This is a genomic window from Stenotrophomonas sp. 05N37, from assembly GCF_056397365.1.
Map to the genome: position 1 here is coordinate 676,378 of NZ_JBFTNG010000002.1, position 13,446 is coordinate 689,823.

At 68.2% G+C, this 13,446-nt stretch carries 14 protein-coding genes; 9 read left to right on the forward strand and 5 right to left on the reverse strand.

Annotation, left to right across the window (positions count from 1 at the left end; genetic code table 11):
- The first annotated feature begins 125 nt into the window (after positions 1–125).
- From AC1DGC_RS09700 to AC1DGC_RS09710, 3 genes are read left to right on the forward strand one after another with little or no spacing between them, the layout of a single operon-like run.
- Positions 126–1,412, forward strand: coding sequence for a nucleotide sugar dehydrogenase (locus AC1DGC_RS09700; RefSeq protein WP_478047738.1), 1,287 nt, complete (start codon positions 126–128; stop codon positions 1,410–1,412).
- A gap of 30 nt (positions 1,413–1,442) precedes the next feature.
- A complete protein-coding gene (locus AC1DGC_RS09705; RefSeq protein WP_259204500.1) occupies positions 1,443–3,065 on the forward strand; it encodes an FMN-binding glutamate synthase family protein in 1,623 nt (540 codons plus the stop codon).
- Positions 3,062–3,562: a GNAT family N-acetyltransferase gene (locus AC1DGC_RS09710; protein ID WP_478047739.1), complete on the forward strand. Its 501-nt coding sequence runs from the start codon at positions 3,062–3,064 to the stop codon at positions 3,560–3,562. The genes AC1DGC_RS09705 and AC1DGC_RS09710 overlap by 4 nt, the downstream gene beginning before the upstream one ends.
- 56 nt (positions 3,563–3,618) lie before the next feature.
- On the opposite strand, the gene AC1DGC_RS09715 is transcribed toward AC1DGC_RS09710, so the two are convergent.
- Positions 3,619–4,860: a TIGR03862 family flavoprotein gene (locus AC1DGC_RS09715; protein WP_478047740.1), complete on the reverse strand. Its 1,242-nt coding sequence runs from the start codon at positions 4,858–4,860 to the stop codon at positions 3,619–3,621.
- Positions 4,861–4,869: 9 nt separating this feature from the next.
- Complete coding sequence (locus AC1DGC_RS09720) at positions 4,870–5,310, reverse strand: FKBP-type peptidyl-prolyl cis-trans isomerase (RefSeq protein ID WP_394164654.1); 441 nt, start codon at positions 5,308–5,310, stop codon at positions 4,870–4,872.
- Positions 5,311–5,374: 64 nt separating this feature from the next.
- Here AC1DGC_RS09720 and AC1DGC_RS09725 point away from each other — a divergent pair, with 64 nt between their 5' ends.
- The 4 genes from AC1DGC_RS09725 (at position 5,375) to AC1DGC_RS09740 (ending at position 8,518) form a co-directional block, all read left to right on the forward strand.
- On the forward strand, positions 5,375–5,740 hold the full coding sequence (locus AC1DGC_RS09725; RefSeq protein WP_478047741.1) for a DUF6164 family protein: 366 nt from the start codon (positions 5,375–5,377) through the stop codon (positions 5,738–5,740).
- 54 nt (positions 5,741–5,794) lie between these two features.
- The gene (locus AC1DGC_RS09730; protein ID WP_478047742.1) at positions 5,795–6,550 is read left to right on the forward strand and encodes a sulfurtransferase; all 756 of its coding nucleotides are present in this window, start codon (positions 5,795–5,797) and stop codon (positions 6,548–6,550) included.
- Positions 6,551–6,847: 297 nt separating this feature from the next.
- Positions 6,848–7,834, forward strand: a complete 987-nt coding sequence (locus AC1DGC_RS09735) for an LLM class flavin-dependent oxidoreductase (protein ID WP_259204506.1) — start codon at positions 6,848–6,850, stop codon at positions 7,832–7,834.
- A 174-nt stretch (positions 7,835–8,008) separates the two neighbouring features.
- Complete coding sequence (locus AC1DGC_RS09740; protein ID WP_478047743.1) at positions 8,009–8,518, forward strand: pyridoxamine 5'-phosphate oxidase family protein; 510 nt, start codon at positions 8,009–8,011, stop codon at positions 8,516–8,518.
- Positions 8,519–8,569: 51 nt separating this feature from the next.
- Here the strand turns inward: AC1DGC_RS09740 and AC1DGC_RS09745 are convergent, their stop codons facing one another.
- Together AC1DGC_RS09745 and AC1DGC_RS09750 are read right to left on the reverse strand one after the other, a co-directional pair.
- Positions 8,570–9,226, reverse strand: a complete 657-nt coding sequence (locus AC1DGC_RS09745) for an exopolysaccharide biosynthesis protein (RefSeq protein WP_259204509.1) — start codon at positions 9,224–9,226, stop codon at positions 8,570–8,572.
- Entirely contained in the window at positions 9,210–10,520 is a 1,311-nt protein-coding gene (locus AC1DGC_RS09750; RefSeq protein WP_259204511.1) for a hemolysin family protein, read from the reverse strand. Before AC1DGC_RS09750 ends, AC1DGC_RS09745 begins: the two co-directional genes overlap by 17 nt.
- A gap of 283 nt (positions 10,521–10,803) precedes the next feature.
- Between AC1DGC_RS09750 and AC1DGC_RS09755 the strand changes: the two genes are divergently transcribed.
- Both AC1DGC_RS09755 and AC1DGC_RS09760 read left to right on the forward strand, forming a co-directional pair.
- Complete coding sequence (locus tag AC1DGC_RS09755; RefSeq protein ID WP_259204513.1) at positions 10,804–11,430, forward strand: DUF47 domain-containing protein; 627 nt, start codon at positions 10,804–10,806, stop codon at positions 11,428–11,430.
- Positions 11,431–11,443: 13 nt separating this feature from the next.
- Complete coding sequence (locus tag AC1DGC_RS09760; RefSeq protein WP_259204515.1) at positions 11,444–12,565, forward strand: inorganic phosphate transporter; 1,122 nt, start codon at positions 11,444–11,446, stop codon at positions 12,563–12,565.
- A 130-nt stretch (positions 12,566–12,695) separates the two neighbouring features.
- On the opposite strand, the gene AC1DGC_RS09765 is transcribed toward AC1DGC_RS09760, so the two are convergent.
- Positions 12,696–13,247, reverse strand: a complete 552-nt coding sequence (locus AC1DGC_RS09765; RefSeq protein WP_394164460.1) for a GNAT family N-acetyltransferase — start codon at positions 13,245–13,247, stop codon at positions 12,696–12,698.
- Positions 13,248–13,446: the final 199 nt, after the last annotated feature.

Sequence of the window (13,446 nt, forward strand, 5' to 3'; positions counted from 1 at the left end):
TTCTTTGTGGCCGGGGCCCTCCCGCGTTAGGCTTGCGCTATTCGTTTCCTGGCGCCGCCCTCCATGAGTCCTTCCCGCCGTCCCAGCACTTCTTCCTGTTCCTGCATTGCGCGGAGGCAGGGCTGATGGCGGCCGCCATCGGCGCTGCGACCGACGCGCGGATCGGGGTGATCGGGCTGGGCTATGTCGGCCTGCCGCTGACTGTCGCCTTTGGCTGCCGCCAACCCACGCTCGGCTACGACATCGACCGTGCACGCGTATTGGAACTGCAGCAGGGCCATGACCACACCCTGGAGATGGAGCCGCACGAGCTGGCGGCGGCCGGGCAGGCGCGTTACAGCGCCGATCCGGCCGAGCTGGCGGGGTGCAATGTCTACATCGTCACCGTGCCCACCCCCATCGATGCCTTCGAGCAACCCGACCTCGGGCCGCTGCGCAGTGCCTCCACGCTGATCGCCGGGGTGCTCAAGCCCGGCGACCTGGTCATCTACGAATCCACCGTGTACCCGGGCACCACCGAAGAGGTGTGCGTGCCCCTGCTGGAAGCCGGGTCGGGGCTGCGCTTCAACCACGACTTCTACTGCGGTTACAGTCCGGAGCGGATCAACCCGGGCGACCGCCAGCGGCGCCTGCCGGACATCCGCAAGATCACCTCCGGCTCGACCGCCGAGGTCGCCGAGGTGGTGGACGCGCTGTATGCCGCGATCATTACCGCCGGCACCTGGCCGGCGCCGTCGATCCGCGTGGCCGAGGCAGCCAAGGTGATCGAGAACATCCAGCGCGACGTCAACATCGCGCTGGTCAACGAACTGGCGCTGATTTTCGACAAGCTCGGCATCGATACCCAGGACGTGCTCGACGCCGCCGGCAGCAAATGGAATTTCCTGCCGTTCCGCCCGGGCCTGGTCGGCGGCCACTGCATCGGCGTGGACCCGTACTACCTGCTGCACAAGTCCGAAAGCGTCGGTTACCACCCGGACCTGATCCACACCGCGCGCCAGGTCAACAACCGGGTCGGTGCGCACGTGGCGCAGCGCGTGCTGGCCCTGCTGGAAGGGCGCGGCAAGGCGCCGATGGGGGCGCGCATCCTGGTGCTGGGGGTGACCTTCAAGGAAAACTGCCCGGACCTGCGCAACAGCCGGGCGCTGGAACTGGCCCAGGCGCTGGGCGCCAGCGGTGCGCAGGTGGACGTGCAGGACCCGTGGGTTGGCCCCGCCGTACTGGCCGAGAGTGGCGTGCAGTGGGTGGAGCGCGCCGATCCGGGTGTCTTCGACGCGGTGGTGCTGGCGGTGGCGCACGACGAGTTCCGGGCGTTCGACGCCGGCAGCGTGCGTGCGCTGCTCAAGCCGGACGGCGTGGTGTACGACGTCAAATCGGTCTGGCCGCGCGACGTGGTCGACGACCGGTTGTAGACTCGACGGCGTTATTGATCGAGGAAAGCCATGCATCGTTACCTGGTCTACGTGCTCGCCATCCTGCTGTTCCCGGTCTGCCTGTGGCTGGCCACGATCTGGCCGGCCTGGTACTGGGGCGTCGGCACCAGCGCGGCGCTGGTCGTGCTGGGCACCTGGGATCTGCTGCAGACGCGCAGCACGCTGCGGCGCAACTACCCGGTGATGGCGCATTTCCGCTACGGCCTGGAGTCGATCGGCCCGGAGATCCGCCAGTACTTCGTGCAGAGCGACCTGGAGGACGTGCCGTTCTCGCGCCAGCAGCGCGCGCTGATCTACCAGCGCTCCAAGAACGAAATGGACGTGGTGCCGTTCGGCACGCTGCGCAGCACCTACGCGGTGGATTACGAGTGGATCAACCATTCGCTGGCACCGACCGAGATCGCCCACAGCGATTTTCGCGTGTTGATCGGCCCGAACTGCGCCAAGCCGTACTCGGCCAGCGTGTTCAACATCTCGGCGATGAGCTTCGGCTCGCTGTCGGCCAACGCGATCCGCGCCCTCAACGAGGGCGCGCGCCGCGGCAGCTTCTACCACGACACCGGCGAAGGCTCGATCTCGCCCTATCACCGGGAAATGGGCGGGGACCTGGTCTGGGAGATCGGCTCGGGCTACTTCGGCTGCCGCGATGAGGCGGGCGGTTTCAGCGAAGAAAAGTTCGTGGCCAATGCCAACACCGACCAGGTCAAGATGATCGAGATCAAGCTGTCGCAGGGCGCCAAGCCCGGCCATGGCGGGGTATTGCCGGCGGCCAAGGTCAGTGAGGAAATCTCGATCACCCGGGGCGTGCCGATGGGCGTGGACTGTGTCTCGCCGTCGAAGCATTCGGCCTTCAGCACGCCGGTGGAACTGCTGCAGTTCGTCGCGCGCCTGCGCGAGTTGTCCGGTGGCAAGCCGGTCGGGTTCAAACTGGCCATCGGCCATCCGTGGGAATGGTTCGGCATCGCCAAGGCGATGCAGGAAACCCAGCTGCTGCCGGACTTCATCGTGGTCGACGGGGCCGAAGGCGGGACCGGTGCGGCCCCGGCCGAGTTCATCGACCACGTGGGCGTGCCGATGCACGAAGCCCTGCTGCTGGTGCACAACACGCTGGTCGGGCTGGACCTGCGCGAGCGGATCAAGGTCGGCGCTGCGGGCAAGGTCACCAGCGCGTTCGAGATCGCCCGGACCATCGCGCTGGGCGCGGACTGGTGCAACGCCGGGCGCGGCTTCATGTTCGCGCTGGGCTGCATCCAGTCGCTGAGTTGCCACAGCGACAAATGCCCGACCGGCATCGCCACCCAGGACCCGCACCGCTGGCGCCACCTGGACGCCGCCGACAAGGCCACCCGCGTGCACCGTTACCACGACAACACCGTGCGCGCGCTGCGCGACCTGCTGTGCGCGGCGGGCCTCAATCATCCTGCCGAGCTGGGGCCCGAGCACATCCTGCGTCGGGTGTCGCCGGTGGAAATCCGCTCGCTGGCGTCGCTGTATCGTTACCTCAGCCCGGGCGAGCTGCTGCGCCAGGTCCCCGACCACGCGGTCTTCCATGACTACTGGAGCGATGCGCGCAGCGATTCGTTCCAGCCACCGGCGCGCATCCAGGCGCTGCGCAGCAGCAAGTCGCGATGATGACCGGGCATGCACCGCCAGCGCGGGATGCCGATACTGCCGTGCTGCGGGCGGGCCGGGTGGACGACGCCGATCGGTTGTGGGCGCTGCGCACGCGCTGCGTGCGTGAGCTGTGCAGCGCGGCGTATCCGCCGGAGGTGATCGCACCCTGGTCGGCCTCGCCGCCGCCGGCGCACTACCACGCACTGATCGCGCAGGGCGGCTGCATCGTCGCCGAGGACGCGCAGGGGCGGCTGCTGGGGTATGCGGTGATCGACCGCGACGGCAACGAGATCGACGCGTTGTTCGTGGATCCCGACTGCGGCGGGCGCGGGATCGGCATGCGGCTGATGGGGGCGATGCAGGCGCTGGCCGATCCGGGCCGGCCGTTGGTGTTGTCGGCATCGCTCAACGCCGTGCCGTTCTACCAACGCGCCGGGTTCGTGGCCCTCCGCGAAGAAACCTACCCGCACCCCAGCGGCATCGCCCTGGCCTCGGTGCGCATGCAGCGCGGTTGATGCCGGCCGGATGACGGCGCAGGGGGCCCCGGCCGCTGGCCGGCCCACGACGGGCACTACCCCAGGTAGGCGACCACGCCGCGTCCGGCACGCAGGCCGCTGGCGTAACAGGCGGTCAGCAGGTAGCCGCCGGTGGGCGCTTCCCAATCCAGCATCTCGCCGGCGCAGAACGTGCCGGGCAGCTCACGCAGCATCAGCTGCCGGTCCAGCGCTTCCAGCCGCACGCCGCCGGCGCTGCTGATCACCTCGGCGATCGGGCGCGGGCGCTGCGGCGACAGCGGCAACCGCTTGAGCGACGCGGCGATGCGCTCGGCCGGCAACTGCCCGGCGTCCTTGCCCAGCACCTCGAACAGCAGCGCGGACTTGACCCCGCCCAGGCCGAGCTGGCGGCGCAGGTGTTCGCCGAAACTGCGGCCCTGTCGCGGCCGCAGCAGCTTGTCCAGCACCTGGGCTTCGGTCTGCCCCGGCAGCAGGTCCAAGTGCAGCTGCACCCGGCCATCGCGGGCCAGGGTGTCGCGCAGGTCGGCGGCCATCGCATACACCAGGCTGCCTTCGATGCCGTCGGCGCTGATCACGCACTCGCCCTGCTGCACGCACGCCTGCCCATCCAGCGCCGTCCAGTGCGCCACCACCGGTTTCAACGGCGCGCCGGCCTGGCGCTCGCGGAAGTAGTCGCTCCATGCGATGTCGAAGCCGCAGTTGGCCGGCTGCAGCGGGGCGATGTCGATGCCACGCGCCAGCAACGGGTCTACCCACGCCGCGTCCGAGCCGAGTTCGGGCCAGCTGCCGCCGCCCATCGCCAGCACCACCGCATCGGCCTGCACCCGCACCTCGCCCTCGGGCGTGGCCAGGCGCAGTGCGCCGTCGGCGTCCCATCCGACCCAGCGGTGTTGCACATGCAGGCGCACGCCTTGTTCCTTCAGTCGGCGTACCCATCCGCGCAGCAGCGGCGCGGCCTTGCGGTCGACCGGGAAGACCCGGCCGGAGCTGCCCACGTAGGTCTCCACGCCAAAACCGCGCGCCCAGTCGCGCAGCGCCGGGCCGTCGAAGTCGGCCAACCAGTCGCCCACCTCGGCGGCCCGCTCGCGATAACGCGCGACGAACAGCGCCTGCGGATCGGAGTGGGTCAGGTTCAGGCCGCCCTTGCCGGCGATCAGGAACTTGCGCCCCGGCGATCCCTTGGCCTCGTACACATCGACTTGGTGCCCGGCCGCGCGCACGGTCTCGGCGGCCATCAACCCGGCCGGACCACCGCCGATGATCGCCACGCGCCGCGCCGGGCTGTCTGGACTACGCATGCAGCAGGCTCAGTTCGGCTTGACGTCGAGCAGCTCGACATCGAACACCAGCGAGGAACCCGGTTGGATCGGGCCGGCACCGCGGTCGCCGTAGCCGTACGCCGCCGGGATCATCAGCGTGCGCTTGCCGCCCACTTTCATGCCGGCAAAGCCTTCGTCCCAGCCCTTGATGACCTGGCCCTTGCCGAGGTCGAAGCTGAAGGGCTCGCCGCGGTCCACCGAGCTGTCGAACTTGTCGCCATGCTTGTCGGCGGCATGCTCGTTGTAGATCCAGCCGGTGTAATGCACGGTCACCTTGCTGCCGGGCGTCGCCTCGGCGCCGGTGCCCGGCTGGGTGTCGATCTTCTCGAACTGCGTGATCGTGCCTCCCGGCGGCGGGCCGGGCGGGGTGCAGGCGGCGAGCGCCAGCAGCATCAGGGGGGCGAGCAGGTAGGTGGGCAGACGGCGCATGACGGCTCCGGAATGCAAAAACGGGACGCAAGGGTAGCGCATCGCCGGGCGCTATCATGGGCGCATGTCAAAACTGCTGCTCAACCTGCGCAACGTCGCGGACGATGAAATCCAGGACGTCGCCGCCCTGCTGGACCAGGCGGGCATCGCCCATTACCGCACCGAGCCGAGCCCCTGGGGCATCTCCTCGGGCGGGATCTGGATCCGCGAAGACCAGGACCATCCGCGGGCCAGGGCCCTGATGGCCGAGTACCAGGAGGCCCGCGGGGTGCGGGTGCGCGCCGAGCGCGAGGCCGCGCTGCGTGACGGCACCGCCGAGACCTTTGGCAGCCTGCTGCAGCGCCGACCGCTGTTCGTGGCCGCGGTGCTGCTGGGGATGGTCGCGGCGGCGGCGCTGGTGCTGCTGCCATTCGTGCTGCTGCGCGGCTGAACCCATCGTGCGATGGGCCGGGGCAGCGCCGTCGGCGCGATTTATACTGCGCGCATGATCGCCAATACCGCCGCCTACCTGTTCACCCCCATCGCCGACCCGGACGCGCTCTGCGCGACCCTGTTGGCGCGGGCAACCGCCGCCGACCTGCGCGGCACGATCCTGGTGGCGGGCGAGGGCATCAACCTGTTCCTGGCCGGCAGCCAGGCCGGCATCGACGGCTTCTACGCCGCCCTGCAGGCCGATGCGCGTTTTGCCGACCTGCGGGTCAAGACCAGCGTCAGCCAGAGGCAGCCGTTCGCCCGACTCAAGGCCAAGGTCAAGCCGGAGATCATCAGCTTCCGCATCGATGACGGCCAGCCGCTGGCCTATCCGCGCGCGCCGTCGGTCGACCCGGCCACCGTGCAGCGCTGGCTGCGGCAGGGCCACGACGATGCCGGCAAGCCGGTGGTGATGCTGGACACCCGCAACACCCAGGAGATCGCGTACGGCACTTTCCAGGATGCCCTGGTCCTGCCGATCACCAAGTTCACCGACCTGCCCGATGCACTGGCCCCGCACCGCGATGCCCTGCGCGACAGCACCGTGGTCAGCTTCTGCACCGGTGGCATCCGCTGCGAGAAGGCCGCGCTGTGGATGCGCAACGACGGCATGGACAACGTGCTGCAGCTCGAGGGCGGCATCCTGGGCTACTTCGAGGCGGTCGGTGGCGAAGGCTACGACGGCCGCTGCTTCGTGTTCGACGAGCGCGTGGCGCTGGATGCCGAGCTGAAGCCGCTGGTCGATCAAGCGGAGACCGGGGCGGCCTGAGGGCGGTTCGCCGGGGGTGTCGGGGCTGCCGAGGGTGGCGGGGCTGCCGAGGGTGTCGGGGCTGCCGAGGGTGTCGGGGCTGCCGAGCATGGCTCGGCACTACCGGTCACGTGTATCAGGTAGTGCCGAGCCATGCTCGGCAGCCAGGCAGCCAGGCAGCCAGGCCGCCAGGAGCCGATGCCTCATCCGGCAACCTCACGAACCCGAACCGCAGGAATCAGCATCCCGCGATCGGCACTGGCGCGCGGCCGGCGCCGGCCCCATGTCAGTGGAATACTTTCTGGATGGAACGCGTTCATGCACCTGTCGATTCTTGACCTGGCCCCGGTCTGCGAGGGCAGCGACACCACCCAGGCCTTCGCCAACATGCTGGACCTGGCCCAGCACGCCGAAGGCTGGGGCTACCATCGCTACTGGCTGGCCGAACACCACAACATGCCCGGCATCGCCAGCGCCGCCACCGCGGTGCTGATCGGGCACGTGGCCGGCGGTACCCGGCGCATACGGGTGGGCTCCGGCGGCATCATGCTGCCCAACCACTCCCCTCTGCAGGTGGCCGAGCAGTTCGGCACGCTGGCCTCGCTGTATCCGGACCGCATCGATCTCGGCCTCGGGCGTGCCCCCGGCACCGACCAGCCGACCGCGCGCGCACTGCGCCGTTACTTCGACAGTGCCGACCAGTTCCCGCAGGACGTGCGCGAACTGCTGCACTACTTCGAACCGGCACAGGCCGGCCAGGCCGTGCGTGCCGTGCCCGGGGCCGGGATTCCGGTGCCGGTGTGGCTGCTCGGCTCCAGCCTGTTCAGTGCGCGCCTGGCCGCCGCGATGGGCCTGCCATTCGCGTTCGCCTCGCACTTCGCGCCTGACGCGATGGATGAGGCACTGGCCGTCTACCGTCGCGAGTTCCGTCCCTCGCAGTACCTGACCGCGCCGTACGCGGTGCTCGGCTTGAACGTGGTGGCGGCCGAATCGGAGGCTGCGGCCAAGCGCCTGTTCACCACCCAGCAGCAGAGCTTCGTCAACCTGCGCCGCGGCAAGCCCGGGTTGATCCCGCCGCCGATCGACGACATCGAGGCCTTCTGGCAGCCGCACGAAAAGCTCGGCGTGCAGAACGCGCTGGCCTGCGCGGTGGTCGGCGACGTGCGCCAGGTGGGCGAGGGCATGGCCGCGTTCGCTGCGCGCCACAGGCCCGACGAGATTCTGCTCACCGCCAACATCTATGACCACGCCGCGCGCAAGCGCTCGTTCGGTCTGGCGATGCAGGCGTGGCAGGCGAACGCTTGATCCCCACGGTAGAGCCGCGCCATGCGTGGCCGACGTCACCCCGCCTCGTTCAAGGTGCAGCCACGCATGGCGTGGCTCCACCCGGGAAGGATGCGAAGGGGATGTGACCCTGCGATTCACGCTGCCGTGGCCGCCGATCCGCTGTGATGGGGCCCCCGTTGCAGGAGTTACCCCATGGCAGAGCACGATCGCCAACAGCACATCAAACAACTGGCCGGCATGATCCGTGACGTGGACATCGCGATGTTCACCACGGTCGGCGTCGACGGACGTCTTTACAGTCGCCCGCTCGGTACCCAGGAAGTCGAGTTCGACGGCGACCTGTGGTTCGCCACCGAAGCCGACAGCCCCAAGGTGGCCGAGATCGCGCTCAATCCGCGGGTCAACGTCTCCTATTCCTCACCGTCGGGCAACACCTATGTGTCCGTCGCCGGTACCGCGCGCGTCGTTGATGACCGCGCCAAGATCGAGGAACTGTGGTCGCCGGCGATGAAAGTGTTCTTCCCCGGTGGCAAGGACGATCCGAACCTGCGGCTGATCCACTTCAGTGCCGAATCGGCCGAGTACTGGGATGGCCCGGGCGGCCTGCTCGGCAGCGCGCTGTATTTCGTGTTGTCGGCGGTGACCGATGATCCGGGCGCGTTGTCCGATACCGGTACGGTGGATCTCAAGCCGGGGGCGTAACGTCCCGGCGACCGGGGTGGAGCGGACCGATGGTCGGCTCCCCCTGGCCGCTCAGAACCAGCGCTGGACCTGCTCCATCGTGTAGCTCACCAGCTGGCCGGAACTGAAGCCGAAGAACAGCACCGCGGCCACCGCGCCGACCCAGTTGAACAGCATCAGCATGCCGTCGCGTTCAAGCAGGGCCAGGGCGAACAGCAGCAGCTGGAAGCCGAACAGATAATTGGTGAACGGGATCGGCAGCGACAGCAGCATCGCTACCAGGATCAGCAACAGGCCGGTGAACGCATGTGCCGGCCGCGGCACCAGCAGCGCCGGCAGGCGCGGCTTCAGCAAGCGATCCAGCCGTCGCAGCGGCCGGTCGATGCGGGCCAGGAAGCGATGCATGGTGCCGCGCTTGGGCCCGCGGTTGGCCACGAAACCCGGCAGCCACGGGCGGCGCATCCCGAACAGCATCTGCGCACCGATCAACACGATCAGCGGGCCGCTGACCGCGCCGCCCACGCCGGGGATCGGAATGAACGCCGGCAGGATCGCCACGAACAGGAACACGCCGAACGCACTCTGCTGCAGGTCGCGCAGGATCTCGCCCAGCAGCAGGCGGTGCTCCGGGTCGCCATGATCGAACATGGCCAGCAGCGTGCGGATGCCCTCGTTGCGGTACGCGGGCCGGCCGTCTTCCGGCGGCGTTGGCTCAGCCGGTGAGTTCATCGGTCTCTTCTTCGGACAGCGTGCGCAGCAGCAGCTTGTCCACCCGCGCGCCGTCGAGGTCGACGATCTCGATGCGCCAGCCGGCCCAGTCGAAATACTCGCCCGCGTGCGGAATGCGCCCGAAATAATGGATGCACATGCCGGCAAGGGTGTAGTAATCGCCGTCCTCGGCATCGGGCAGTTCGGCATTGCCCATCAGTTCGCGCAGGTCTTCGATCGACAGCGAGCCATCGACCAGGAACGAACCGTCCTCGCGCGTCACCACCAGCGCGTCTTCGTCCACGTTCTCCACCGACTGCAGGCGCCCCACCACCGCGCCCATCAGGTCGCTGATGGTCACCAGGCCCTGGATCTCGCCGTACTCGTCCACCACCAGCGCCATCGACTGCTGTTCCTCGCGGAAGATCTCCAGCAGCTTCATCGCATGGGTTGACTCGGACACGTACAGCGGTTCGCGCAGGTGCTGGAACAGCGAGTGGTCATCGCGCACCAGCCGCGTGACCAGGCTCTTTACCTCGAGCACGCCGACGATGTCCTGGTCGTTGTCGCGGTACACCGGGTAACGCGAGAACTCGTGCTCGCGCATCGTGGCGATGTTCTTTTCCGGGTCGGCCACGGTGTCCAGCCAGGCGATCCGGTTGCGCGGGGTCATCAGGCTGTCGGCGGTGCGGTCGCCCAGGCGCATCACCCGGTTCATCATGTCGCGCTCATGCGCGTCGATCACGCCGGCTTCGTGGCTCTCGGCGACCAGCATGCGGATCTCTTCTTCGGTGACCGAGGCGGCCTCGTCCTTGCCCAGGCCCAGCACCCGCAGCACCAGCCGGGTGCTGTGCGAGAGCAGCCACACCGCCGGGAAGGCGATCCGCGACAGCCAGCCCATCGGCCAGGCCACCAGGCCGGCGATGTCTTCCGAGCGGGTGATCGCCAGCCGCTTGGGCACCAGTTCGCCGAAGATCAGCGTCAGGAAGGTAATCAGGGCCACTGCCAGCGCCTTGCCGACCTGGGCGGCGTAAACGAAGTCGGGGAACAGCCCGTGCAGCCAGGTGGCGATGGCCAGGCCGATCGCCTCGCCGCCGAACACACCGGTCAGCACGCCGATCAGGGTGATCCCGATCTGGACGGTGGACAGGAAGCTCTCGGGCTTTTCGGACAGTTCAAGCGCGCGCTCGGCGCGCTTGCTGGTGCTGGCCATCTGCTTGAGGCGGCTCTTGCGCGAGGTCATGACCGACATCTCGGACATGGCGAAGAAGCCGTTGAGCAGGATCAGGGCCAGGACGATAATCAGTTCAAACACGGGCGGCGTCCCCGGTTGGTGGCAGGGAGGGCGTGTTCAAGCGGTGGCGGCATCCGGAGGGCGCGCAGGCGCGGCGGAGCGGCGGAGGGTAAGGGTCGTCTTCCATAGAGTGCACCCGAAGGTGCCCGCGCATCTTAACAAAAGGCCGGGGGAGGTAGGCAACCAGAGTCGTTCAGACTGGGGCGTCGGGATGTGAAGGGCAGGGGGGAGTACCCGCAATGGACATCAAACCGTCATAATTCCGCCCGGTGCCGTCCTTCCTCGACGGCGAATAGGTTTCTCAATGTTCTCTCTGCAGACCATTTTCGGCTCCGGCAAACAGTTCTACACCCTGCTGGACGAGGCTGCGCAGGCCGCCCAGGACAGCGCCAAGGCGCTGCACGCGATGCTGCGCGAGGCTGACCGCCAGCCGGCGCTGGACGCCTTCAAGCTGGCCCGCCTGCGCGAGCGCGCCGCCTCGGACAAGATCAGCCAGGCGCTGGTGGACAGCTTCATGACCCCTATCGAGCGCGAGGACATCGAAGCGCTGGGCTCGGCGCTGTACAAGATCCCCAAGCAGGTCGAGAAGTTCGCCGACCGCTACTCGCTGGCGACCAAGCACCTGGAACACATCGATTTCGCGCCCCGCGCCGCCATGCTCGAGCAGGCCGCCAGCGTGGTCGTGGAGATGGTCGGTGACCTGCGCCACATGAACCTGGACCGGATGACCGCGCTCAACGAGAAGCTGCGTTCGCTGGAAAACGAAGCCGACCGGTTGATGCTCGAGCTGTACCGCGACATCTACTCCGGCCGCCTGGACAACCTGCAGATGTTCCTGCTCAAGGAGTTCTTCGAGATCCTGGAAAAAGCCATCGACCGCTGCCGCGAGGCCGGCGTGGTGGCGTACCAGATCGTGCTGAAGAACAGCTGACGGACGCCACAGCATGCTGACCCTTGTCCTGGTGGTGATCCTGGCCGCGCTCGTCTTCGAGTTCATCAACGGCTTCCACGACACCGCCAACTCCATCGCCACCGTGGTGGCGACCAAAGTGCTCTCGCCCGGCTGGGCGGTGATGCTCGCCGCGTTCATGAACCTCATCGGCGCGCTGACCGGCACCGCCGTCGCGCTGACCATCGCCTCGGGCCTGCTCAACACCAACGTGGTCGACGTGACCCCGCAGGTGATCCTGTGCGCCCTGCTCGGCGGCATCATCTGGAACCTGATCACCTGGTGGAAGGGCCTGCCGTCCTCGTCCTCGCACGCGCTGATCGGCGGCCTGTGCGGCGCCGGCCTGGCCGCGGCCCACAACAACTGGGATGCGCTGATCTGGTCCGAACGGATCGGCACCTGGGCCCAGAACAAGGGCCTGCTGTGGAAGGTGTTCCTGCCGATGATCACCTCGCCGATCGCCGGCTTCCTGCTCGGTATCGTGGTGATGCTGCTGCTGTGGGCGATCATCGCCGGCATGGCCAAGGCCGGCGGCTGGCTGGGTCGCCTGGCCCGCCCGCGCATCGTCAACGCGTTCTTCGGGAAGGCGCAGATCGCGTCGGCCGCCTACATGGGCTTCGCCCACGGCCACAACGACGCGCAGAAGACCATGGGCATCATCGCCATGACCCTGATCGGCGCCGAGGCCACCGGTGCATTGAACGACCTGCCGTCCTGGCTGGCCTTCATGCATCCGCAGGCCAGTGCCGGTGACGGCATCGCGATGTGGATCGTGCTCACCTGCGCGGTGGTGATGGCGGCCGGTACCGCGTCCGGCGGCTGGAAGATCATCAAGACCCTGGGCCACAAGATGGTGAAGCTGCACCCGATCCACGGCTTTGCCGCGGAGACCAGCTCGGCCACCATCCTCACCCTGGCCGCGCATTTCGGCATGCCGGTCTCGACCACGCACAGCATCTCGACCGCGATCATGGGCGTGGGTTACGCCAAGAACCCGCGTTCGCTGCGGTTCGGCGTGATCGAACGCATCGTGTGGGCCTGGATCCTGACCATCCCCGCCGCCGGCGGTTGTGCGTATCTGATCCTGCGCCTGTTCGAGCTGTTCGGCTGGGCGTAAGCCGCGTCGAACCGGCGGTGCCGGGCCATGCTCGGCTGCAACGAAAAACCCGCCGAAAGGCGGGTTTTTCGTTTCTTCTCCCAGCGCCCGAGCCACTGACCACCGCCGAGCGCGGCGCCGCGCCATCCCCTCAGCGCCCGCGTTCCCGTGCCAGCAACCCGTACAACGCCGAATCGGACAGCTCACCGCCCACGCACCAGCGTTCGCGCAGCAGGCCTTCGCGCTGGAATCCGATGCGCTCCAGCACGCGTGCCGACGGCGCGTTGCGCGGATCGATCTCCGCCTCCAGCCGGCGTAGCCCGCGATCATCGAACAGGTGGTCCACGAAACACCGCAGCGCCTCGCCCATGTAGCCCTTGCCCTGTGCCAGCGGCGACAGGTGGTAGCCGATCTCGGCCCGGCGCGCATCGGCATCGATCGCAAACACCACGCAGATGCCGAGCAACGGCGCATCGGCATGCTCGCGGATGCCGAGCTTGAGCTGGGTGCCGGCCCGCAGCGCAGCCAGGTCGTCGAGGATCTGCGCATAGGCCTGCTGGATGTCGGTCCAGGCCGGGTGGTTCCAGTAACGCATCACCGCCGGGTCGGACTGGATGGCAAACAGCGCGGCACCGTCGCTGGCCCGGATCGGGCTCAGCACCAGCCGCGGGCTGCGCAGTTGCAGGGTCGAATCGAAGTACATGCAGGTCCGTGTCGGCAGCCGGCACGCGGCCGGTCGTGTCCGGGGATTATGGCGGGCCCCCCACGCTCGCGACAGACCCGGGCGAAACCACCGCCCGATCCCGACACCCCGTCCAGCCGCGCATCGCCGTACTCGATCCCCTGCGGCCCTTGGAACAGTCGCCCCCTCGATCAGGAAGGAAACCCAAAAAAAAAGCCCG